Consider the following 23,913-nt stretch of genomic DNA (forward strand, 5'->3'; position numbering starts at 1 on the left):
AACCTGAAGCTCGGCTTCACGCTCGTGGAAATCATGATCGTGGTGGCCATCATCGGTCTGTTGGCGGCGATTGCGATTCCCAACTTTGTGAGGGCGCGCACAACGGCTCAACAGAACGCCTGCATCAACAACCTGCGACAGATCGACAGCGCCAAGCAGCAATGGGCGTTGGAGACACGCCAGGCGACGAACGCGACACCGGTGCAGACCGACATTGACCCGTATCTCGGCCGGTCCGGCAGTGCGACGAACGTTCTCTGCCCCTCCGGTGGCCAGACCGCGACGTTTGCGTCGAGCTACACGATCAATTCAGTATCGCAGGCCCCGGCTTGCCAGATCCTGCCCGCCGCTCACGTGTTGCGGTAAAAAGTAACACATTACAAAAGGCTTGGGAGTTGCTCCCAAGCCTTTTTTGTTTATAGGTGCGATCGACAGGAGGATCGCACGGCTCACTTCACGTAGTTGTTGGCTACTGTCAACAAAAGCGAGACCGCCCAGCGAAGGGCGTAAAATCCAGAATGTTTTCACAAATCCATCGACCTGGCGGGAGCTTCATTTTGAGCGCGGTTTCGGTGGCTCAATAGCGCGTTGTGTTTGTTGCGCACGTTCATTCCAGCTCGCAACAACATATTTAATCGATTTCGATCCATGGTGATGAAATGTCTAGCCAGACAGTCAAAACCTCGTATCATTGCCGCTTGAATTAGCCGGTTTCCTAAACCGTCGTGTCTTTTGGGTACAGGGTATCGCTGCTGCATGCAGTAACGGGTGGAAATCCGATTGGCATGAAGTCCATCTTGAAAATCCAGGATCTTGTGGTTGAATTTCGGACGCGCGAAATCGGGCAGAAAATAAAGGTCGCCGTCAACCACCTGAGCCTGGAAGTTTTTCCGGGAGAAGTATTTGGTTTTTTGGGGCCCAACGGCGCCGGCAAAACCACGACCATGAATGTTTTGCTGGGCTTTGTCCCGGCCACTCATGGCTCAGCCTATATTTTTGATGTGAACGTCCGCGAGCCGATCGCGCGGCAACGGATCGGTTATCTCCCCGAACTTACTTATTACTACAAGTTTCTCACAGCGGAGGAGCTGTTGCGCTTTTACGCGAGGGTATTCCGAATTCCACGCGCCGAAGCCGGGCCGCGGATCGACGAGGTTTTGAAGCTTGTCGAATTGAACGCTGCGCGCGCGCGTCCGATCAAGACCTATTCCAAAGGGATGCAGCAAAGGGTTGGCCTGGCACAGGCGCTGATCAATGACCCCGACCTGTTGATCCTGGACGAACCGACCAGCGGGCTAGATCCGATCGGCCGAATGAAAGTGCGCGAAATAATCCAACGGTTGAAAGCCAAAGGGAAAACCGTCTTCTTTTCATCGCACGAACTGGGCGAAGTCGAGACGGTGTGTGACCGCGTGGCGATTCTTCACAACGGCGAGCTGAAGGCCGCCGGCCGCGTAACCGACCTGGAGGAAAAATACAAATGCAACCTTGAACAGGCTTTCCTCAAGGTGATCGGCTACCAACCCGGTTTATGAACAACGCTCTGGCGATCGCGTCTATCGTCGTCAAAGAACTCTACCGCCGGAAAGATTTTTACGTTCTTTTTGTGCTGACCGCGGTCATTACACTGTTGATGGGGTCTCTGAATTTTTTTAACGACGACAAAATAGTCCGCTACCTCAAAGAAATCTGTCTCCTGCTGATTTGGATTTCGGCGCTCGCCATTGCCGTTGGCACTTCCGCCCGGCAAATACCGTCCGAACGCGAAAACCGAACCATATTTCCGTTGCTTGCCAAGCCCGTTACTCGCGGGCAGATGATCGCGGGTAAATTTCTCGGATGCTGGCTGGCGTGCGGGGTGGCTCTGATCGTGTTCTACCTTTTCTTCGGTGTCGTAGCCGCATCGCGAGAGCACCAGTGGCCCCTGGCAAGCTATTTTCAGGCGCTTTGGTTGCACTGGTGGATGCTGGCGGTGGTCATTGCCGTCACTTTGCTTGGATCCCTTGTGTTTGCCGCGCCATCGTCCAACGCGACAATCTGCCTTCTCGTCATCGTGGGCATTCTGCTGCTCGGAAGGCACCTGAACAAGATCGCGATTCAAATGGCGGATCCAATGAGCGCCGTGGTTTACGGCGTCTATTTCGTGATTCCACACCTGGAGCTGTTTGACGTCCGGGACCTGATCGTCCACAACTGGGAACCAATAAACTGGCTTGTTTTCGCCGGAGCGACGCTTTACGCGGCAGCTTACACCGCCGTTTTTTTGTTCGCTGCCTGGCTCGTCTTCCGCCGTCAGCCGCTGGCGTGAAAGTGCCATGCCCGCATCTTCACTTACATTCGCCTTTCTGCTTACAGTTTGTTTCACGCTGGCAACGTGGTTGCAGCCGTGGCACCAGAGCTGGGCGGGAGGACGCTCTCAATCCGGCAGCCTGCTCGACGTAGTCGTCGGAGACAGTCGGAAGCTGTTCGCGAACCACTTTTTCGTCAGAGCGGACGTTTACTTTCACAGCGGTTATTACCCGTCGATCTTCGATCAGGCAATCGGTGGTGCTCCGCACATGACGGCCGTCCAGAACGCTGCAGCCGGATCTGAAGCGGCGCGTGAATCCGAACCCGCTGAGGGAACCGGATTTCTGGGGCCACCTCGTGACTGGATCGACAAGTTCGGCCGCAATTTTTATCCATCCCACCACTCGCATCTCGACAAGCCGGGTGAGGCACGCGAGATACTTCCCTGGTTACGCATCGCCGCCGACCTCGACCCGCATAAGGTCGAGACCTATACCGTCGCCGCTTACTGGTTGCGGCAACACCTGAACAAGGTGGACGACGCGGAACAATTCCTGCGCGAGGGATGGCGGGCCAATCCGGACAGCTACGAAATCCTGTTCGAACTGGGCCGCGTCTTTGACGAGAATCGCCACGATGTCCAACGCGCGCGCAATGTCTTCGAACTGGCCCTGCGCAAATGGCAGGAGCGTGCCGCGCGGGACGGCAAGCAGAATGAATTCCTGCTCGAACAGATACTCGCCCATCTCGCTGAAATCGAATCGCGCGAAGGCCACTATGAGAAAGCCCTGTCTTATCTTGGCAGAGTCAAAGAGATTTCTCCGCGACCGGACGCCATCCAACGACAAATCGATGAGTTGAAGAAGAAACTGGCGGGCGCGACCTCGAACAATAACTCGGAGCCGCCTCAAGGTGGCAAAAACTGATCGACCGATTCGAGAGTCGTGGATGAATCGGGTTCCCGGGTTCTTTGGCGTTTTCCTGCCCCCGGCATGAGTGCTGCCAGGCATCCGAGCATCGTAATCCCGGAGAGCCCCATCCCGGCGAGAAACCTCCCGTCGCGATAGACCAGTTCGACCTTGTGTCGGCCCGCAGGGATTTGCAAAGCCTGGTACGCGTGATTGGCGCGCCAGAGTCGAACGGGCTGGTCATCCACATATGCCCGCCAACACGGATAAAATGTTTGGGCGGCCACAACCATGCTTGGCTGTTTCGCTTCCGTTTCAAACACGACGCGATGGGCAGAACAGGTTTGAGAAAGGATGCGCACCGACGTTTGATTGGTTATCGTGACGAGTGTTCTGGCTTGAAGCGGGAGATACACGACGCGGCGAGGATCGAAGGCCGGATCCAACAACCCCTGCAACGAGCCGGCGGCATCCAAAAACACGGGCTTTTGACCGGCCGTCACCAGCGGCAAGTAGGTCGAGCGTGCCTCCCAATCGAAAGGCCTCTTCCCCGGAGCCGTGATCTGGCAAACACCCACGAAGTCCGCCAGGTTGGCCGCGAAATTGTTGGTTGAAATGTGGAACATTTCCCCGGTCAGGAACTTTTCGTTCAGATAGTTTTTGGGCAGCACATTGGTTGAAATGTACAGAGCCGTCCGGGCCTCAAATTCTTCCTGCGGATAAAGGGAAAAAAAACCATCTACTTTTGGCACGCCGTCCAGCAAGTTGCTGTCGGAAAACAAACCCAAACGGTCGTTCAAGTAGGTGTTGTAAGGATCCGAAAGAAGGGTGAAGTGATATTGCCAGGTTGCGCTAAAGCTGATCATGGCTCTCGAATCGCCCAGTTTTGGTTGAGGCTTTAACTCCTTTATTGGTTGTAGCCCGGGCTCGTAAACGGCCCTCTCCACGGTCGGATTTTGTGAAGGCGCGTGAGTGACAACATCCAGCCAAAGCAGCACGATTGAGCCGATTCCCAGCAGCCATCGAGTTCGGTTTGTGACGCCTTTTGTGAGGGCATAGAAAGCCCCCAAAATCACTAGGAGGAAAGCGCCGCGTGTCAGCCCATTTTCCTTGATGACCGTCCACGGCGGCTGCTCACCGGGATTGCGTTGCGCAATCCGGAGGGCAATCGTGATGAATAACAGGAAAACCAAACCGATGGAAAAGAGTCGGCGCGCGTTTTCTCGGATTTTCCCGCGCCCGGCGTGTAGCATTTCCCGCACAGCGAACGCTGCGAGCAGCGGTATCGAAAATATCGCCGGAAACACGAACTTGATCGGAAAGCGCATGAAGCCAATCTGAGAGAAGAACCGCTTGATCCAGGCGTACAAATATCCGGCATCTCCCAAAGCGAGAATCATGCTGACGACGGCAATGGCCCCCAGCAGACGCACCCTCCAGTTACGCACCCGGAAAACCGCAAATACCGCCAATGCCAGCATGCCGATTCCCGTGTAGTAAGAGGAGATCATCCCTTGATCGTATTGCATGTACGGTCCGGCGGGCGTCTTGAAGCAGTGAAACAGCGGCACAAACAGATTGGCCCAGCCTGTGGGAGGCATCGACCACTCACTGCTGCCGTAACTCGCGGTCCGTTGTGAATGCCCCAGTAATTCGAGGAACGGAAGTAAAAGAACCGCGGTCAACCCAGTGATCGTCAACACGATGAGACCGAATCTTCTGAGTGAACCGAATGCAGGCAGTTTTCCAAACGCACAGTGGCCAAACCAAAGACAGCTGACCATGAGCCATGTGACCAGGACGAACTCAGGCGGTCCGGCCAGCATCTGCAAGGCTCCTGTGACCGCGGCGCCAGTCACAAACCTGCCTCCCTGGCGCCATGCGCGCTCCACCGTCAACACCACGAACGGCATCCACGCAAGCGACGCCATGCAGTGAGGCCACATCAAACAACTCAAGGTGAACCCGTTGAAGACAAATCCCAGCCCCGCCACCGAGGCACCGAGTCGGTTTCCCGTCCAGCGATAGGCGAGCAGGTACATTCCAAGCCCTGCCAGAAGAAGGTGAGCCAGGCAAAACACTCCCAGAGACCAGGAAAGCGGCAGGAGCAGATAAAACAGCGAGCCAGGGTATAATACCAGGGTGTTCCATTGCGCGAGGAAAGGGACGCCGCAGTCATTCAAGGGATTCCACAACGGAACTTCCCCTCGCCAGAAGCTTTCACGATGGTAAAAAGCGAGCGGATAACCAAAGAGGCCGTAGTCACGAAATATGAACGTGCGGGTCCCTAATACAACGTCCGGAAAGAAAACAAAAATGAACAGTGCCAGCAGAACCACAAAGCGGCCGGGAGTGAACCATTCATGGAAGTTCTCTTTTTTATGGTCCATTTTCGATGGCCCGTTCGTGAAACAAAGCTCACGATGATTCGATCCTGTCAGATCGGGGCAAAAACCCAAGCGAAAATGCGCGAGTACGATCAGTCGGCTGTCTTGAAATGTTTTGGCCCGCCAGAACGGATTGAGGACGATCTGGCAACGCGTCTGCAGAATCCTCGAAGAATGAAGGCCAAAATCAGTGAAGATCGGGAGTGAGAAAAGGCCGCTCGAAAGACCGGATGCGTCTGGAAGGGAGGCTTCGCTGTTGAGCTACCGTTGTCTCATAGTCGGACCGTTGTGGTCTATTTCTGGAATCCTCAGATCTCCAGAAGCGAATCGCGAGGCCGGAGTGGTTCAAGCAAACTGCGGAGAGGGTTTGAAGTTCTGTGTTGAATCGGCAGGGCAAGTGCGCTGTTTTTTGCGGAACGGATTAACCCACAGACGGAAAGAGGTGTGTTAATTCTCTGGCGGCACGGGCTTTGCTCGGCCAGAATAGCTTCTGTTTTGACGTAACCGGGCGGGTCTATTGGATGCCCGGATGCAAATAGTTTTCAACCAGGAGCCGGCGATAGACATGAAAATAGTCTGTGCATGGTGCAACCGAAAGATCGGCGGTCAAGGGTCGCTACTGAGCCACGGCATCTGCAAAAAGTGTTTCATCGAACTTATGCAGACACAGTTTGATTTCATGCACACGTTGCCTGTTGTGCCAGGCGCATCTTTCGGATCCCGGCCGCGGAGCCAACTGCGCGCCCGCGAGTCGTCGGGCTTGCAGCAGCCTGCGCTTCAGCTCTTCGTCTGATCCCCACGCTGCGGCGGTTTCTTTTCGAGTTACCGAACGTTTGCGAAGGGCACTCGGGATTGTACGCAGAAGAGGTTGTCACACCCTGTCACCCAAACTGTCTCCCGTGATTTTAGAGCCGGCTTGCCTTGATAACCCTTCCGCGGCCTTGACGCGTCTGTCATCGGAGGTCCACACGGGGACCGTGCCTTTGCAAACATCTCGGTTCAAGGCGGACGATACAGGGGCTATTTCCGTCCGGTCCGTCAACGGCTTTTCTTTGACCGGCCTGAGCGATTCACTTAACGTTTTGTCTTGTGATTGCACGACACTGTCTGCTTTTTGCGGTGAAGTCTCCGCCCCCGAGCGGGCCGGGGCGGGAGTAAATTGAGCACTTCATTCGACAGAAGGATACTCGGGGGGTTCGTGTTGGCGATGGCCCTTTTGCTGGTGACAGGCACGCTGCTGTATCATAGCACTCTCAAACAAGCGGCAACGTCCGGCCGGGTGGCCCATACTCACGACGTGCTGTCGGAGATTCAGGACCTGCTTCTACATCTTACAGATGCGGAGACCGCGCGGCGGGGTTTCATAATGACGGGCCGGGACCGCTATCTCGCGCATTACAGCAACGCTGTCGAGAGGGTCACCAAAGCTCTCAATGATCTGCGCCTATTGGTCACCGACAATCCAAGACAGCGACAAGCCTGTGCCACCCTGGAGCCGCTGGTGAAACAGCGCTTCGAGGTTTACACGGAAAGCGTCAGGATACAGTTGGAAAAGGGGGCCGACGCGGAGGCGCAATTGAAGCTGACCGAACGAGGCCAGGAGGTCATGGAGCAAATTCGAGTTTTGATCGCGCAAATGGAAACGACTGAAACCGGACTGTTGCACGGGCGGCGCGCCGACGCGGAGATGAATTTGCGTGATACGAAACGATTTGCCCTGATCGGGTCGACCGCCAGCTTGACCGTGCTCGCATGGGTGTTTGTCCTGCTCACGCGCGAAAACGCGCGGCGCCGGCAGGCGGAGGCGGCTCTCCAGAGAATCAACGAAGAACTGGAACTTCGCGTCAAACAACGGACGGCCGAATTGACGCAGGTTCTCACTGGATACAAACAAGCCGAGCAGGAGATCAAGAAACTGAACGAGGACCTGGAATTGCGGGTCGTCGAACGCACCGCTCAACTCGAAACCGCCAACAAGGAACTGGAAGCGTTTTCCTACTCTGTTTCCCACGATTTGCGCGCTCCCTTGCGCCACATCGGAGGGTTTGTGGAGATGCTGCGGGAAGAGGCGTCGTTCGCCATGAATGACAAGAGCCGGCAGTACCTCCAGGTCATCCGCGATTCCGCGCGACAAATGGGCCGGTTGATTGACAATCTCCTGGCCTTCTCCCGGATGACGCGAGCGGAAATGAAGCACATGCGCGTCAGCATGGACGAGTTGGTGCGAGAAGTCATGGCCGAGACGCAAAGCGGGACCGCGGGCCGGGAGATCGAATGGCAGATAGACACGCTGCCTGTTGTCGAAGGAGACCGCTCGATGCTCAAGCAGGTCTGGGTAAACCTGATCTCGAATGCGGTGAAATACACACGTTTACGTGAGCATGCTCGTCTCGAAATCCGCTGCGCGAAGAATCCCGGACAGGAGTGGCAGTTTTCGGTGCGGGACAATGGGACCGGCTTCGACATGCGATACGTGGACAAACTTTTTGGGGTTTTCCAGCGCCTGCATCGCTCGGAAGAATTTGAAGGGACGGGCATCGGCCTCGCAAACGTGCGCCGGATCGTTCACCGTCATGGCGGAAGGACATGGGCCGAGGGTGCGGTCAACGAAGGCGCGACGTTTTATTTTACAATCCCCGCGAGAGACGATTAAGTCGCGCCGTTCGCGTCGGGCGCACCCCCCCTAGCAGGTCCCTTCTCCTATCGCCAGACGAACGTCGCGACCGACTCCGCGCCCATGGCGCTCTGAAACGACTTTCCCCGGCACTCCACCGCGAACGGCTTCGCGGATCCGGTCGTGTTGACGATGATCAGGGTGAACGACCCGTCAGGATTACGGAACGCCACGTTGTCAAACCCCGCCGTCCCCGGCGTGCTTTCGATCCGCACTGCGCCGCGCGGAATGAATTTCATAAACTGAGCGTAGCTGTAAAACTCGAACAGTTCCTCGACCCGCAGCGTGCTGGTATGCAGCTTCAGAATTGCACTTGTCGCGGGGAACGGTCCATTGTTGGGCTGGCCATTCTCATCAAGCATCGTCACCCAGGCGTTGTAAGTGCATGCCCAGTTCCGCAGTCGCTCGACAAGGTCGCGCGCTCCGTGGATTGAAAACACCGAGCCTTCCGTGAAGTAAATCGGCGAGCGCGGGAATTCCTCGTGAAAGATTGTCATGCCGGTCGGTTCGCCCTCGTAATGGTGGAACGCGACGCCGTCCACGAACGCCGCGGCGCGGGGATCGCGCAGGATCAGGCGCGGATGGCTCAGACCCTCGGAATCACCGCTGGGTTGCAGGTTGTAATTATGGTCGTAGCACCAGATTTTCGTCTTGAGACCGGCGCGTCGGAACGCCGGTCCGAGATGGTCGCGGATGAAATCTCGCTCCTGCGCGCCAGTCCAATGGCACGACGGATAAAACCATCTGGCGTCTTTTTCCTTCGACCGATCCACACCAGGTTCGTTTTGCACCGTTACTGCATAAATCGGAATGCCCTCTGCCTCGTACGCCTTGATGAAATTTACGAAGTAACGCGCATAGGCCGGATACCACTCGGGGAGCAACTCGCCGCCGATCAAGCTCCCGGTTGTTTTCATCCACCCCGGCGGGCTCCAGGGAGATGCGAAAAACAGCAGGTCGGGGTTTTTACGCCGCGCGAGCTTGAGGACCGGCAGCACATAGGCGCGGTCCTGTTCGATCGAGAACCGGCTCAATGCCGGGTCTGTTTCGCCGGAGGGGAGATCGTCATACGAATACCAGGGTTCTCCCGCAAAATCGGACGTGCCGATGCAAACGCGGATCAGGTTCATGCCGATGCCGGTCAGCGGGTTGACCAGGCGCTCGATGATTCGTTCACGCCCGGCGGGCGGCAGCCGGAAGAGATTTGAACACGTCGAATGTTCCAACGACGAGCCGAGCCCCAGAATGGTCTGGTATGTCTTCGCCGGTTCAAGCGTGATCACGTTTCCTGTGGAGGCATGCCTGTTCTCAAACGACAGGGGTGTTCCCCCGGTCAGGTGATGCTTCAGGTCGAGCGAAGTTGTCCAGACCCGCACCTCCGGTTGGGCGACGGATCGAAACGGCAGCAGCGCTGCGGCGACAAAAGAAAACAGCTTGATCGCCAGTTTTCCACTCAATCGGTCCCGGTCACTGGACATGAGCAAGCTTAACAATGACGTCCGGAGAAAGCCACCGAATCGTGCGCGCAAAGCATCGTTATATCCTTGAAATCGACTTCTGCCCGTCCGAGCATGCGGGCGCTGATTCATAGTGTATCCTTTGGATTGGCAGCCGGGCCGCGTGAGCGCTCAGACACACCCGAAGCTTGCGCAGTCCGGTTTTCTCAATTTGATCTGTCGCTACTTCAGAATGAAACATCCAGCGCCCCGTTGACGCGGATTCCCGGCTGTGATTCATTCGTGTCGCGTTTCAGGGCGCATCCGGGTCCGCGGAAAGGGCTGAGCCCACCTCAAAGCGTCAGCGCAACCATAACCTTGATGCTGCCTGCCCGCGGACCACAGGCGATAGCAGAAAGGTTACATGTCAAAACTGCTTCCTTCACGGCCGAACCTCGAACAGCTCAGGAACCAGGCCAAAGACCTCCGCAACTCTCACAGGTCAGGTGACTCCGCGGCCGTAACGCGCATCAGGAAAGGTCATCCTCAGTTGTCCAACTCTTCCGAATCAGGAGTCCGCGCCGCAAAATTCTCCCTCGCCGACGCGCAACTTGTAATCGCCCGCGAATACGGCTTCGCCAGTTGGCCAAAGCTGAAAGCGCATGTGGATTCCATCGCCCTCGAATCGAATGACCCGATGGAACTGTTCAAAAAGGCATTCATTGAACATGACGCTCCACTATTCCGCCAATTGCTCGAACGCTTTCCTTCGATGAAAGCAAAGATCAACGAGCCTGTCGCAGCTTTCGACGCTCCCTTGATTACGACGGTGCGGACCCAGGAGATGCTCGACGTACTGCTTGAGGCGGGCGCCGACATCAACGCCAGGAGCCGGTGGTGGGCCGGTGGATTCGGACTGCTGCACGGCGCCAAACCCGATCTGGCCGCTTACGCGATCCGGCGCGGTGCGATCGTGGACGTCCACGCCGCCGCGCGTCTGGGCATGATCGAAAAACTCCGTGAACTCATCTCCGGCGACCCGACGCTGGTGCATGCACGCGGCGGCGACGGCCAGACCCCGCTTCATTTCGCCGGCACGGTTGAAATTGCGGATTTCCTTCTGAATCACGGAGCGGACATTGATGCTCGCGACGTGGACCACGAATCAACTCCGGCACAATACATGGTAAGCGACCGCCAGGAAATCGCGCGCCACCTGGTTCGCCGCTGTTGCAAGACTGACATTCTTATGGCCGCGGCGCTCGGCGACGCCGACCTGGTTCGCAAACACCTCGATGCTGATCCCGACTGCATTCACGTGCGCGTGACTGACGGCCATTTCCCCATGAACAACCGGAGGTCCGGCGGAACCATCTACCAATGGACGCTTGGCTGGTATGTGTCGCCGCACGAAGTCGCGAAACGATTCGGACACGATGACGTCTTCCGATTACTGATGGAACGCAGTCCGGCGGATGTAAAACTGCTCGCTGCTTGCTGGGCGGACGACGGGACCTTGGTGAAATCACTGCTCGACGGGCATCCAGACCTCGTCGCCAGCCTGTCCAATGCCTTCCGCCGCCACGTTGCTCATGCCGCCCGAAACAACAATCTCGCCGCCGTGCGCGTCATGCTGGCGGCCGGCCTGCCCGTGGACGAGCCTGGCCAGCACGGCGCGACACCGCTGCACTGGGCGGCGTTTCACGGGAATGCCGGGATGGTCCGGGAAATACTGCGTTACAATCCGCCACTGGAATCGACTGACGCTGATTTTCGGAGCACACCGCTGGGCTGGGCCATACATGGTTCTGAAAACGGCTGGTATTGCCGGACCGGTGATTATGCCGCCACGGTTGAATCGTTGCTTCAAGCCGGGGCGAAGGTCCCCAATGAAAAGGTCGGAGGCACGGAAGCCGTGAAGGCGAGACTCCGGCAATACGGCGCGAAGGATTGATGGCGGCTCGTGATTCGAGCCCGGTTTTGGTTTGGGGGCTCCACGACCTCCCGGGCTCTGGATTGAACGGTCCGAATGACGTGGCGGGAAATACCTCTGGCACTTGCCTGGACCGTAAAAGACCGGTTCAGACGCTAAGAGGCGGAACTTTCGTCCTTCACCCGGCGCAGATTCGCTTTCAACGCTTCGGCCGTGATTTCCCGTTCCCATCGGCTGATGACCAAAGTCGCCACGCCGTTGCCGATCAGGTTGGTGACCGCACGGCACTCGCTCATGAAACGGTCGATGCCAACCAGCAACGCCAGCGACGCGAGCGGAATCTTCGGCACGACCGCCAGCGTGGCCGCGAGCGTGACGAACCCAGCGCCCGTCACGCCGCTGGCGCCCTTGGACGAAATCATGGCGACGAGCATCAAGGCAATCTGGTCCCGGAGGTTGAGCGGCGTGTTGGTCGCCTGCGCCAGAAAGATGGCCGCCATTGACATGTAAATGTTGGTGCCATCCAGATTGAAGCTGTAACCGGCCGGGATTACCAGGCCGACGGTCGAATCTACGCAACCGAGCCGCCGCATCTTCTGGATCATGCCCGGCAACGCTGTTTCCGACGAACTGGTGCCGAGCACGAGCAGCAGTTCCTCCCTGATGCAGGACAAAAAACGGAAGATGGAAAACCCGCTCATCGCCGCGATCGCTCCGAGAACCCCGAAAATGAACAGCGCCGCCGTCGCATAAAAGCCGGCCATCAATGCAACCAGGCGGTTCAATGCCCCCAGCCCGTAACTGCCCACCGTGAACGCCATCGCGCCGAGTGCGCCGAGCGGCGCGGCTCTCACCACGATTCGCATGATCCCGAAAAAAATCTGCGAGGCATGATCGATCACACTTAACACGCGTCCGCGCCGGTCGCCCAGGGTGGAAATCGCGAACGCCGTCAGACCCGAGACCAGCAGCACCTGGAGCAAATCGCCTGTGACAAATGCGTCGAAGAGTGTGTTCGGAATGATGTTGAGGAGAAACGAGACCGGGTCCGTCGAATGCGCCTTCTGCGCATACGCCCGGCCGACCTCGGGATCGAGACCCTGCACTTGGATATTGAAGCCCGCTCCCGGTTTGAGCACGTTCACGACGATCAGGCCAATTATCAGTGCGAGCGTCGAAACCGCCTCAAAATAGATCAGCGTCTTAATACCGACACGCCCGAGCTTCCGCAGGTCGCCCATGGAGGCGACTCCGTGAACGACTGTGCAGAAGATGATCGGCGCAATCATCATCTTCACCAGTTTGATAAAGCCGTCGCCGAGCGGTTTCAGCGATTTGCCAAGGTCAGGGAAGAAGGCGCCGATCACGATTCCAAGCGCCACGGCCATCAACACCTGGAGGTAAAGTATGCGATACCACGATTTGCGGCGCGGTGGATTGGTGGAAAAGGTCGCGCTCAAACAGGCAGTGGCATGTGTGTCTGATGCGATACTAATCGGGTTCAGAGTTTTCTGCAACGGAGCGATCTCATCGTGGCACCCGGCGACTTCCTGACCGCACCGCTGCACCGTTCTCTTGTGGTCCGCACTCCCCCTTCGCGCACAGCGACCGCGACCGACGCTATCGGAGCGAAGGAGCGCTTGATGGTGACGACAGCAAACTCGCATCGCGTCGATTGAGGGCGATGCCGCAACGGTGAAGGCCGTGGTTAGGGGGCGACCTGTGCCTTATAAAACCTGCGCGGAAAGGTCATTGGTTCCAGATCGAGCCAATTCGTAGAGGTTCCGCTCAGAGTGACCGTCGCGTTCGTGCGCCACGGATTCGGTAGTTCCAAACCATCGGCGACGAGAATGTTATAGGAGGTTCCGGCCTTGCCCCTCAGTGTCAAATTCGCGTACTGATCGCCAAAAAAGTCCGTCGTGCTTATGCTTAAACTCGCCGATTCGTCATAGACATCCCGCACACCAGTGATCGCCATGTTGATTGTGCCGTTGAAATTGGCCGCGCCGACGAAATGATTGGTGCCGGTGGCGCTTGCGGGCGGCGTGATTACGTAACTCAGACTTCGCGACGCCCCATCCGAAAAAATCCATCTCACCTTCCCGCTGGAAAAAGTGCCCGGACTGCTGACTTGGGTCACCGGCCACCCTGTCGGGGGTTGGTCCTGAATCGCGTAAGAGGTCGTGCCGGCTGGCGGCGCAACGCTCAGCGTGACCGTGAACGCCACGCCGTTGGTGTACACCGGTGGCATGGAGCTGACCACCTGGGCCTGGACCGTCAGCGTCGCATCGGCAAAGTTGGTTCCCACCGAATTGCTCACAATCACCCGGTACGTCCCCGAATTGCCGGGACTCACGTTCGTGAGGGTCAGAGTATTGGCGGTGGCTCCGTTCATGTCCGCCCCTTGGAACTTCCACTGGTAAGCCAGGGGCGCTGCCCCGGAGGCGTTGGCGGTAAACACGACAGTTGCGCCGGCGTTGGTTGCCACCGAGGATGGCTGGATTGTCACTTGGGGCGGTTCAATTGCCAGAGTGCTGATTTCACCTGCTGTCAGTTCCCGGGAATAAACCCGGATCTCATCCAGTTTGCCCCGGAAAGCCGCAGGATAGCTAGGGTTGTCCCTTATCCCGATTGCTCCGTCAGTCGGAGGTGTATTTACAATTGATGTGCCAGAACCGAAACCGAGCGTTTGAGAAGTCTGCAAAACCCCGTTCACGTAAAACTTCGTGGTTTGGAAGTCTGTCCATGCCAGCGCGACGTGAGTCCACTGGTTTGGCGAAATGACGCCCGGAGGATAGGGCATCTGTCGGCCGCGGTAATTAGCCGTATTTGTGTACGCTCCACTGCCGATATAACCGTAAAGAAAACCGTAGCCGTCATATTCAAACATGACGCCGCTGTAAGATCCCGTCGTACTGAACGTGCCGCTTCGGAATATCGTGTACGACTCACCATCAGTCGCAGTCGGATAAATCCATGCCGTGATGGTCAAAGGGAAGTTGGGTTTTACTCCCTGGCCGATGTTAATGTAGTCGCTAGTGCCATTGAACAGGTAGGCCTGATTCGGCACTCCGTTCCTGTCCGTGGTCAGTTGCGCGCCCACCACGGTCCCGTTGTTGCCATTGGTGCTGGCGTCGTTGGCGTTTCCGGTGAAGGGATAATAGGCGATCAACCCATCGTCAATCGTGGCACCGAACGTTGGAAGCGGTAAACAAATCGCAGCCGCTCCGAACGCCAGCAAACGCATGGCGCCGCAGGGGCAAAGGAATGACAAACCGGACGATTTTGTCTTCATATTTCCGCGAAACTGAGTTCAGCAGATGGAGTGCCTATGGCAAACATGCTTCCGCTTTGATGGTCAACACATTGGCTTGCTTCCGCGCACAGCGATTCAGGCCAGCCAATCGAAACAGTCATTGGCTACGGCCCGGTGGCCCTTTTGACAGGAGGGTTCCGGAGCACTGGATACTCTTACAATCGAACTGGGACAAGAGGAACATTCCGGCCGCTTTTCAGCGTTGAGCAGGGTCAGCTCTCCATTTTTGGTTGGCAATTATTTTCGTTCCTGTTTTAACCGGTTCGCATGGTTGACGTGGTCAAGCAACTGGAAACCTACCTGCGAAGAAAGCCGGTGATCGGACGCAACGTTTACATCGCCCAGGGCGCCGTGGTCATCGGCGATGTCACGATCGGCGACAATTCCAGCGTGTGGTATAATGCCGTTCTTCGGGGCGACATCAATCGCATCGTGGTCGGCCATCATACGAACATCCAGGACAACGCGGTGCTCCACCTTGCGGACGACTACCCGTGTCTGGTCGGAAACCATGTAACGGTCGGACATTCGGCGATCGTGCATGCCTGCAGGATAGAAGACGAAGTATTGATCGGAATGGGAGCAACGATTTTGGACGGCGCCGTGGTCGGGGCGCAAAGTCTTGTCGGCGCTCACGCACTGGTTACTCAGAGGACGGTTGTTCCGCCCGGTTCACTTGTCGTGGGATCACCGGCAAAAGTTGTGCGACCCTTGACCGACCGGGAGCGGGCGGAACTCAGAATCTCGGCCGAAAAATACGCGAAAAACGCGACGTTCTGCCTGGGCACGTGAACGCCAACGCCATGTGTATCGCGCTTAAATGCACGCCGATCAAAACTGCGGCAATTCCCTAAAAACAAGATCGTTCTGTCATTCGGGGTGTGCAGTCAGACGCACAGTTCACAAGCGTTGGGATGATGTCATAGTCTCCACCGTCGCCCAGATTGGCACCGCTATCGTGATTGATGAATTCAGTCACAGTTCGGGCTGGGGACTTGAAGGTTTTCCTGTCTGATGGAAGACTGACGCAAAATGTTGACGGCTAGCATGCCGTAAGCTAGTTTCGGGTTGTTAACCCAGACGCTAACGAAAAAAGCGACAAGCATTTTATGAAAAGATCTATTGTTACTCGAGAGAGGTTTCACGCGAGAGCGTTCACTCTTATCGAACTGCTGGTGGTCATCGCGATCATTGCCATTCTCGCTGCCTTGCTCTTGCCGGCCTTGGCGAAGGCCAAAACCAAGGCGCAGGGTATTTTGTGCATGAGCAACAGTAAACAGCTGATGCTTGCGTGGAATTTGTACGCGGGAGATTTTAATGATTCACTTGTGCGATCGGCCGGACTGGACTCGCTTGTGGCCACGGTGAGCCCGACCAAGAATTATCCTCTTAATCAGTGGTGCATGGGCACGATGGACGCAGCCCCCAGTTGGACCAATTATATTTTGATACAGGACTCACTGCTGTTTCCTTACGTCAAGAGTCTGGGGGTATATAAATGTCCTGCTGATCGCAAGACAACCAAGGATCCTTACGGGGCCAAGGGTGGCGGAGTACCCACCGTCCGCAGTATGTCAATGAATGCGTGGATGAATCCTATCAACGCGTGGGCCGCAGATCACGTCATAGGCTCCCTCCCTTACTACCGGAGTTTCCGCAAATACTCGCACATCCTCAAGCCAAGTGAAACCTGGGTGACGTTGGACGAGAATCCCGCCAGTATCAATGACGGCTGGTTTGTCTGCCATCCCGCCAGCGCAAGTTGGGTGGATATTCCGGCGACCTACCATAACGGAGCCAATGGTATGGCCTATTCCGACGGGCATTCGGAGATCAAGAAATGGAGAGATCCGGCAATCACTGCTCACAATGCGGCAATCGGCGCATCGCCAAAGGACAAAAAAGTCGATTTGCAGTGGCTGGAGGATCGGACCACCTATTAACTGGCGGGTTTCGATGACGAACTGAGACCGGTTCGGTGTTTGGAAGCGCGAGTTGGTTACAAGCCTAAGCTTCGTGTTCTTCCGTAACCTCAGCCAGCCGAAGTCTTCTCTCTTGTAACCACCAAGCGACGCCAATAGTCTTAGCAACCAGAGCTGCCCAAGGGATGCGCGGACGATCCGTACTCGCGGGCGGCGAACAAACAACGAACAAGCAAACACTATGAAACGAAATCTGTACTCTGTTATTAAACTGACCGCATGCCTTCTGGTAACGCTCGGTTTTCTGGCCCAAGCCGAGGACAAAAAGTCCGATCCAACCGGCACCTGGAAATGGAGCTTTACGACGCAGAACGGTCAGACTCGGGAGACGACGCTCAAATTGAAGCTCGATGGCGACAAGCTGACCGGCAGCATTTCCGGTCGCGGCGGGGAGACAGACATCACGGAAGCAAAACTCGATGGTGAAAGCATCTCGTTCCAGGTGACCCGCGAGTTCAACGGGAACAAGTTCACTCAAAAATACACCGGCAAGATCAGTGGCGACACCATCAAGGGCAAAGTGGAATTCGAACGGAACGGCCAGACGCAGTCCCGCGACTGGGAGGCCAAACGCTCTGCCAAGGAAAAAGATTCCGATAAAAAATAGAGCTTCGGGAAGGTGACCCCTTAAGGTGTCTTCAACAGGCTTCAGTAACACGCCCGTCACTTTTGCGACGGGCGTGTTGTTTTGTACAGCATGACGTTTCTTCGACCGAGAGCGGGACCGGCGCGTTTACTCTGACCTCGTCCTGCCAAACAGCAGTCGCAGGCTGTTCAGCACGACCACGACCGTGCTCCCTTCATGTCCAACGACGCCAATCGTGAGGGGGATGCCACCAAACAACGCAAAGCCGACGAGCGCCACGACGGTACCGAGCGATACGAACAGATTCTGCCGGATCACACGGCGGGCGCGCTTGCTGAGCCGGAAGGCGGTGAGGAAATTCTCAAGGCGATCGTGCATCAACACGACCTCGGCCTGCTCGAGCGCGGCGTCCGACCCGCGGGCGCCCATTGCCACGCCGACGTGCGCAGCCGCCAGGCTGGGGGCGTCGTTGACTCCGTCGCCAACCATCGCCACGAGCTTCCCCTGTTGCGCGAACGAATGAATGACGGAGACTTTTTGCTCCGGCTTTAATTCGGCGCGGACGTCGTCGAGATGAAGCTGTTCCTTCAGGTGCCTGGCGTTGAGTTCACGGTCTCCGGTCAGCACAACAGTTTGCAGTCCCTCGCTGCGGAGTTCCTCGACGACGGGCCGCGCCTGGGGTCGGATGTCATCGCGCAGCAAAACCCGCCCCACGAGACCGGCTTTAGCCAGCCATACTTCGGAAAATCGCGCGTCCGTCGGCGGCACTTTCGCCGCAAATTGCGCGGCGCTGCTCTCGTTCAACCATTCGCGGCGCCCAAGCAAAACCTTGTCTTCCCCGAAACGGGCCTTGAGGCCGAGACCCGCCACCGACTCAAAATCCTCCAGGCCGAGCACGGGCAGCTGCTGCTGTTTTCCGTAACGTGTGATCGCCCTGGCCAGCGGGTGCGTGGAAAGCCGTTCCAGCGAATAAGTCAACTCCGCGACTTCGCGCTCCCGTCCCGGTGGAAAACTTTCCACCCGCTCCACCTTCAGCTCGCCGGTTGTCAAGGTGCCGGTTTTGTCCATTGCCACGACATTGACTTCGGCCAGTTTTTCGACGGCCGCCCCTCCGCGAAACAAGATGCCGCGTCTGGCCGCCCAGGCGATGGCAGCCAGTACGGCGGATGGAATCGAAAGGACCAGCGCGCAGGGTGAAGCGACGACCAGCAGTGTCATGGCCCGGTAGAATGCGCTTTTGTTGACCGCGGTCGAGACGAACGGAGTATATCCAACGCCCAGCCACCAGACGAAGAACATCAGCAGAGAGAGGCTGAGGATCGCGTACGTATAACCGGTCCCGAACCGGTCCGTGAACCGTTGCGACGGCGCCTTGAGGTGCTGGGCTTCCTTGATGAGATGGATAATCTTCTGCAAAGCGCTTTCCTGCGCGCGCCGCAGCACGCTCACTTCCACAACGCCCCAGAGATTCAACGTGCCGGCCAGGACGTTATCACCGACGGCCTTGTCCACCGGGTTCGCCTCGCCGGTGAGGTTGGATTCGTCAGCCGCGGTGCTGCCTTTGAGGATTTCGCCGTCCACAGGAAACTGCTCGCCCGGTTTGATGAGCAGCTTCATGCCGGGTTGCAATCGTTCCACGGGCATCGCGTGCTGGTCGCCCGCGGGGTCGAGCGTAACCGCCGTTTTTGGCGCGGTCTTGAACAACGACCGGATTTCACGGTGCGTGCGGCCCATCGCGTAGTGTTCCAACGCTCCTGAAAAGGAGAATAGAAACAGCAGCGCCGCGCCCTCACCCCATGCGCCAATACTGGCGCTGCCGATCGCGACGACGAACATGAGGAAGTGAACATCCAGCGCGCGTTTTCGCAGCAACTCCCAGATTTCATGAACGGTGAACCAGCTCCCCGAGACGTAGGCGAGAACAAAGAGGACTTTTGCAGCCGGGACAATCCCGGAAAAACTGGCGGCAAGACCAAACAGGCCGCACAGCACCGCAGCGGCCAGTTGAAGCTTCCATTCGTGTTCGTGGTCGGCGTCTTCCGGCAGCACAACTTCACGGGGGACCAGGCGCGGCCATGGGATTTCCCGCCAGCGCCAGAATCGCGGCGCCGTCACACAGGTGATGCGGGCGATGGTGGTCGTGTCGCCCTCCTGGCGGACGGCCAGTTTCACACGGTGCTCCGGAGGTTGTGGCGCGGGACAGGTTGAACAATCGGGGGCGCCTTCGAGCAGCGCGCAACGCAGACCGGATTCAGCCAATTCGATCTGCCGGATTTGGGCGGAAAGCCGGCCTTCCAGATCCGGCGTTTTCGGCAGCCCCAGTGTGGCCACGGAAATCGAACGCTGCGCGCGGTTGATTTTTACCGCCTCCAGCGCCGGTTCAGCGTTCATCGCCTCGGCGACCGTGCGTGTCAGGCACAACGTCTGGTCTGGAGGAGCAGTGGTCGGAAGCCCGGTGTCAGCTTTCATAGGCCGCTTAACTCTACTCGTTCTCCCGGCAGCGGCAAAGCCGTGTTTTCCGGGGGCGCGAGTTACGGGCGCAGTTGAGTCGCATCCGCCAAAAAACGTCCGACAATTGCCAAGACCCGCAAAGCCAGCCGGCTCGCCTTTTCATACCCGATGAACAATTTGGTCATCTCTTTTTTGCTGCTTTAACCGGCCGCGGCCCGAGTCAGGGCATCACCTGTCGCTGAACGGTTGCCGGCGCGAAATAACTGGCGAATTTCAACAGACCGATTCTTTATTGGGCCATGCGCCACACACCGATTGATCCGCGGCTTTTCATTACCAACCGCGAGCGGTTGAAGAAACTGCTGTTGAAAGCCTCGCTCGCCGTGATCAACGCGAACGATGTGTTGCCCACCAACGCCGATGGCACGCTCGCGTTGCGCCAGAACTCCGACCTTTTTTACCTCACCGGCATTGAACAGGAGGAAACGATCCTGTTGCTTTTTCCAGACGCGGACGAGGAGAAGCACCGCGAAGTGCTGATCCTGCGCGAGCCAAACGAACAGTCGGCCATTTGGGAGGGACGCAAACTTACGAAAAGCGAAGCGCGCGGAATTTCGGGTATTCAAACCGTTCTCTGGTTGTCGGAATTTAGAGGGGTCTTTCACCGGTTGATGTGCGAGTGCGAGCATGTTTACCTCAACACAAACGAGCACCGGCGCGCTGTCGTCGAGGTGGAAACCCGCGATGCCCGTTTTATCAGGCAGTGCCAGTCGCGTTACCCGCTGCATGATTACCAACGCCTGGCGCGGCTGATGCACGCGTTGCGGATTGTAAAATCGGATTGGGAGATCCGGCTGATTAAACAGGCATGCGGCGTCACCGGCCGGGGCTTCCGGAGGGTGCTGCGATTCGTCCAGCCCGGCGTCAACGAGACGGAAGTGGAAGCCGAGTTCGCGCACGAATTCATCCGTCGCGGCGGGGCGTTCGCCTACGAGCCCATCATTGCTGGCGGCGCGAACGCCTGCGTGCTGCATTACAACCGGAACGATCAGGTTTGTCGCGATGGCGACGTTCTGTTGCTCGACGTCGCGGCCAGTTACGCCAATTACAATGCCGACATGACGCGCACGATTCCCGTGCGAGGACGGTTCACGCGCCGCCAGAAGCAGGTTTACTACGCTGTGCTCCGTGTGTTCCGCCAGTGCGTCAACGGATTGAGGCCCGGCAAGCTGCACAAAGACTGGCAAAAGGAGGCCGAGCAACTGGTTGAAGAGGAGCTGGTGAACCTGGGACTGCTGACCCTTCGAGAGATAAAACGACAGGACCCGGACAAGCCTGTCTTCAAACGCCATTTCATGCACGGCGTCGGCCACCCGATCGGTCTCGATGTCCACGATGTCGGATTCATGAATGAACCGATGAGACCAGGGTGGGTGATGACCGTCGAGCCGGCAATTTATGTTCCCGCGGAGAGATTCGCGGTGCGGCTGGAAAACACGGTGCTCATTGGCGAAAACGGCATCGTGGACCTGATGGCCGACATTCCCATTGAAGCGGACGAAATTGAACAACTGATGAACCGTCGGCGCCGGTCGCGAACCGGGTGAGATAACGAGTGCGTGGGCGAGTCCCGGCATCGTCTTATCCAATGCGCGCATCCGTGACACTTCCGTTGATATGAAAAGCCCAAAAGAAGACCTTACCGGGACGGTGCGAAGGGCCGTCATCGTCGCCTTGATCCTCATCAGTGGCGGCGCGCCTGGCCTGGCCCAAGGTACGCGCGCGGACTACGAGCGGGCGGGCAATCTGCGAAAGCTTACCGCGAACAAGGTTTTTCGTGATCGGGTTGAAGCACACTGGCTCCCCGGAAACACGCAGTTCTGGTACGAGATCCGGACAGGCGCGGACATGCGCGAGTTCGTCCTGGTGAACGCCGAGAAGGGAACGCGTCAGCCTGCCTTCGATCACACCAGACTCGCCGCGTCGCTGACCGCAGCAGGCGTGAACGACGCGAGTGCCGGGAGATTGCCACTCGACGAACTGGAAATCAGGCCCGCGGACAACACTCTCCAATTTCGCGCAGGCGGGAAAACCTGGAGGTGCGATCTTGCCACTTACGATTTGCGCGAGATTCCGCCCGGAAAACAGCAATCGCTCTCTGCGATGACTGCCGGGGAAGCGCCCCGGGCGAGCACCCGCACCGGGCCGGAAACCTCGATGACGTTTGTGAATCATACGCCGGGCGAAGTGGAGCTCTTCTGGCTCGATCCCGACGGTCAGCGCCGGACTTATGGCAAATTGTCCATTGGCGAGCAACGCGAGCAGCATACCTACGCCGGCCATGTCTGGCTCGTCGCGGACGGCGAAGGCAAGACGCTCGCGGTCTTCGAAGCGGATGAGAAGACAGCCACCGCGGAAATTACCGGCCCGACAACCCGGCGCGAACGCCCTCGGAATGGAACGTCACCGCGCGCCCGTCCGCGCGACACCTCGCCCGACGGTCGATGGCGCGCATTGGTCAAAGACCACAACGTCGCGTTGAAAAATGTCGAGAGTGGCGAGGAAATCGCGTTGAGCTCGGACGGCAGCCCTGACGACGGCTACTCGGACCGATTTTACTGGTCTCCAGATTCGAAGAAACTCGTCGCCCTCCGTGTCGCGAAAGGGCAGGAGCACAAGGTTTACTTTGTCGAGTCATCGCCGAAGGACCAGGTGCAGCCCAGGCTTCATTCATTCGATTACTTGAAGCCCGGCGACAAGTTGCCCCATCCCCATCCGCGGTTGTTCGATGCAGGCACCCGGAAGCAAATTCCCGTGACCGACGAACTCTTCCCAAACCCGTTTACAGAAACGGGCGAGATGAGCATTCGCTGGGCGCCCGACTCCGAGCGTTTTACCTTCCTTTACAATCAGCGCGGCCATCAGGTGGTGCGCATCATTGCGGTGGACGCCCGCTCCGGCGAGGCGCGCGTCGTCGTGGACGAGCGGAGCAGCACGTTCATCGACTATAGCGGCAAATCATTCTCCGAATATCTTGACGACACCGGCGAAATCATCTGGATGTCCGAGCGCGACGGTTGGAACCATCTCTATCTTTACGACGCGAAAACCGGCAGGGTAAAAAACCAGATCACCAAAGGCGCGTGGGTCGTCCGTGGTGTGGACCGCGTGGACAGGGACAAACGACAGATCTGGTTTCGCGCCGGCGGCATTCGGCCGGGCCAGGATCCGTACTACATCCACTATTGCCGCGTGAACCTCGACGGCACGGGCCTTGTCGTTCTTACGGAAGGCGACGGCACCCACGTCGCCACGTTCTCGCCGGACCGGCGCTTTTTCATCGACACGTACTCGCGGGTGGACCTGCCCCCGGTCAACGAACTGCGCCGCGCGGATGATGGAAAACTCGTGTGCGGATTGGAGCATGGCGACTGGAGCGAGCTGCTCAAGACCGGCTGGCGCGCACCGGAGCGTTTTGTCGCGAAAGGGCGGGACGGCACGACGGACATTTACGGAGTGATCGTGCGGCCGACGAATTTCGACCCAAAGAAGAAATGCCCGGTCATCGAAAACATTTACGCCGGGCCGCAGGATTCGTTTGTGCCGAAGCGCTTCAGCGCGTTTAACCGGATGCAGGAACTGGCCGAGCTTGGCTTCATCGTCGTGCAGGTGGACGGAATGGGAACATCGAACCGGTCGAAAAAATTTCACGACGTGTGCTGGAAGGACCTGGGAGACGCCGGTTTTCCGGACCGGATTCTGTGGATCAAGGCCGCCGCCGCCAGATACAATAGCATGGACCTGTCACGCATCGGCATCTACGGCACTTCGGCCGGAGGCCAGAGCGCGTTGCGCGGCCTGCTCGCGCACCCGGATTTTTACAGGGCGGGCGTGGCGGATTGCGGGTGTCACGACAATCGCATGGACAAAATCTGGTGGAACGAGCAATGG

At 57.7% G+C, this 23,913-nt stretch carries 16 protein-coding genes; 11 read left to right on the forward strand and 5 right to left on the reverse strand.

The window, feature by feature from the left end; translation table 11 throughout:
* Positions 1 to 3: 3 nt before the first annotated feature.
* The 4 genes from VN887_04235 (at position 4) to VN887_04250 (ending at position 3,215) form a co-directional block, all read left to right on the forward strand.
* Positions 4 to 366 (forward strand): type II secretion system protein, encoded by a 363-nt coding sequence (locus VN887_04235; GenBank protein HXT39214.1) that lies wholly within the window; start codon positions 4 to 6, stop codon positions 364 to 366.
* A 419-nt stretch (positions 367 to 785) separates the two neighbouring features.
* The gene (locus VN887_04240; GenBank protein HXT39215.1) at positions 786 to 1,535 is read left to right on the forward strand and encodes an ABC transporter ATP-binding protein; all 750 of its coding nucleotides are present in this window, start codon (positions 786 to 788) and stop codon (positions 1,533 to 1,535) included.
* Positions 1,532 to 2,308, forward strand: a complete 777-nt coding sequence (locus tag VN887_04245) for an ABC transporter permease (protein HXT39216.1) — start codon at positions 1,532 to 1,534, stop codon at positions 2,306 to 2,308. Before VN887_04240 ends, VN887_04245 begins: the two co-directional genes overlap by 4 nt.
* Positions 2,309 to 2,315: 7 nt before the next feature.
* A complete protein-coding gene (locus VN887_04250; protein ID HXT39217.1) occupies positions 2,316 to 3,215 on the forward strand; it encodes a hypothetical protein in 900 nt (299 codons plus the stop codon).
* Here the strand turns inward: VN887_04250 and VN887_04255 are convergent.
* On the reverse strand, positions 3,197 to 5,587 hold the full coding sequence (locus VN887_04255) for a hypothetical protein (protein ID HXT39218.1): 2,391 nt from the start codon (positions 5,585 to 5,587) through the stop codon (positions 3,197 to 3,199). The genes VN887_04250 and VN887_04255 overlap by 19 nt on opposite strands.
* A gap of 1,156 nt (positions 5,588 to 6,743) precedes the next feature.
* Between VN887_04255 and VN887_04260 the strand changes: the two genes are divergently transcribed.
* A complete protein-coding gene (locus VN887_04260) occupies positions 6,744 to 8,237 on the forward strand; it encodes a CHASE3 domain-containing protein (GenBank protein ID HXT39219.1) in 1,494 nt (497 codons plus the stop codon).
* 47 nt (positions 8,238 to 8,284) lie between these two features.
* On the opposite strand, the gene VN887_04265 is transcribed toward VN887_04260, so the two are convergent.
* Entirely contained in the window at positions 8,285 to 9,736 is a 1,452-nt protein-coding gene (locus tag VN887_04265) for a glycoside hydrolase family 30 beta sandwich domain-containing protein (protein ID HXT39220.1), read from the reverse strand.
* A gap of 382 nt (positions 9,737 to 10,118) precedes the next feature.
* Between VN887_04265 and VN887_04270 the strand changes: the two genes are divergently transcribed.
* Positions 10,119 to 11,648, forward strand: a complete 1,530-nt coding sequence (locus VN887_04270; GenBank protein ID HXT39221.1) for an ankyrin repeat domain-containing protein — start codon at positions 10,119 to 10,121, stop codon at positions 11,646 to 11,648.
* 134 nt (positions 11,649 to 11,782) lie between these two features.
* Here the strand turns inward: VN887_04270 and VN887_04275 are convergent, their stop codons facing one another.
* Both VN887_04275 and VN887_04280 read right to left on the reverse strand, forming a co-directional pair.
* The gene (locus VN887_04275; GenBank protein HXT39222.1) at positions 11,783 to 13,087 is read right to left on the reverse strand and encodes a dicarboxylate/amino acid:cation symporter; all 1,305 of its coding nucleotides are present in this window, start codon (positions 13,085 to 13,087) and stop codon (positions 11,783 to 11,785) included.
* 248 nt (positions 13,088 to 13,335) lie between these two features.
* Complete coding sequence (locus VN887_04280) at positions 13,336 to 14,922, reverse strand: LamG-like jellyroll fold domain-containing protein (protein ID HXT39223.1); 1,587 nt, start codon at positions 14,920 to 14,922, stop codon at positions 13,336 to 13,338.
* Positions 14,923 to 15,210: 288 nt separating this feature from the next.
* Between VN887_04280 and VN887_04285 the strand changes: the two genes are divergently transcribed.
* From VN887_04285 to VN887_04295, 3 genes are all read left to right on the forward strand, one after another.
* A complete protein-coding gene (locus VN887_04285) occupies positions 15,211 to 15,735 on the forward strand; it encodes a gamma carbonic anhydrase family protein (GenBank protein ID HXT39224.1) in 525 nt (174 codons plus the stop codon).
* Positions 15,736 to 16,052: 317 nt separating this feature from the next.
* Positions 16,053 to 16,886: a prepilin-type N-terminal cleavage/methylation domain-containing protein gene (locus VN887_04290; protein ID HXT39225.1), complete on the forward strand. Its 834-nt coding sequence runs from the start codon at positions 16,053 to 16,055 to the stop codon at positions 16,884 to 16,886.
* A gap of 220 nt (positions 16,887 to 17,106) precedes the next feature.
* Entirely contained in the window at positions 17,107 to 17,532 is a 426-nt protein-coding gene (locus VN887_04295; protein HXT39226.1) for a hypothetical protein, read from the forward strand.
* Positions 17,533 to 17,658: 126 nt separating this feature from the next.
* Here VN887_04295 and VN887_04300 read toward each other — a convergent pair whose 3' ends face one another.
* A complete protein-coding gene (locus tag VN887_04300; protein HXT39227.1) occupies positions 17,659 to 19,980 on the reverse strand; it encodes a heavy metal translocating P-type ATPase in 2,322 nt (773 codons plus the stop codon).
* A 281-nt stretch (positions 19,981 to 20,261) separates the two neighbouring features.
* Between VN887_04300 and VN887_04305 the strand changes: the two genes are divergently transcribed.
* Positions 20,262 to 21,569, forward strand: a complete 1,308-nt coding sequence (locus VN887_04305; protein HXT39228.1) for a Xaa-Pro aminopeptidase — start codon at positions 20,262 to 20,264, stop codon at positions 21,567 to 21,569.
* A 70-nt stretch (positions 21,570 to 21,639) separates the two neighbouring features.
* A partial coding sequence (locus VN887_04310; GenBank protein HXT39229.1) for a DPP IV N-terminal domain-containing protein occupies positions 21,640 to 23,913 on the forward strand: 2,274 nt, incomplete at its 3' end.

Source organism: Candidatus Angelobacter sp. (assembly GCA_035607015.1).
Taxonomy (GTDB): Bacteria; Verrucomicrobiota; Verrucomicrobiia; order Limisphaerales; family AV2; genus AV2.

Bases quoted from the DNA above. Each gene is read 5' to 3' on its own strand.
- VN887_04240 (HXT39215.1), top strand. From the start codon at position 786: ATGAAGTCCATCTTGAAAATCCAGGATCTTGTGGTTGAATTTCGGACG.
- VN887_04245 (HXT39216.1), top strand. From the start codon at position 1,532: ATGAACAACGCTCTGGCGATCGCGTCTATCGTCGTCAAAGAACTCTAC.
- VN887_04250 (HXT39217.1), top strand. From the start codon at position 2,316: ATGCCCGCATCTTCACTTACATTCGCCTTTCTGCTTACAGTTTGTTTC.
- VN887_04255 (HXT39218.1), bottom strand. From the start codon at position 5,587: ATGGACCATAAAAAAGAGAACTTCCATGAATGGTTCACTCCCGGCCGC.
- VN887_04265 (HXT39220.1), bottom strand. From the start codon at position 9,736: ATGTCCAGTGACCGGGACCGATTGAGTGGAAAACTGGCGATCAAGCTG.
- VN887_04270 (HXT39221.1), top strand. From the start codon at position 10,119: ATGTCAAAACTGCTTCCTTCACGGCCGAACCTCGAACAGCTCAGGAAC.
- VN887_04280 (HXT39223.1), bottom strand. From the start codon at position 14,922: ATGAAGACAAAATCGTCCGGTTTGTCATTCCTTTGCCCCTGCGGCGCC.
- VN887_04285 (HXT39224.1), top strand. From the start codon at position 15,211: ATGGTTGACGTGGTCAAGCAACTGGAAACCTACCTGCGAAGAAAGCCG.
- VN887_04290 (HXT39225.1), top strand. From the start codon at position 16,053: ATGAAAAGATCTATTGTTACTCGAGAGAGGTTTCACGCGAGAGCGTTC.
- VN887_04295 (HXT39226.1), top strand. From the start codon at position 17,107: ATGAAACGAAATCTGTACTCTGTTATTAAACTGACCGCATGCCTTCTG.
- VN887_04300 (HXT39227.1), bottom strand. From the start codon at position 19,980: ATGAAAGCTGACACCGGGCTTCCGACCACTGCTCCTCCAGACCAGACG.
- VN887_04305 (HXT39228.1), top strand. From the start codon at position 20,262: ATGCGCCACACACCGATTGATCCGCGGCTTTTCATTACCAACCGCGAG.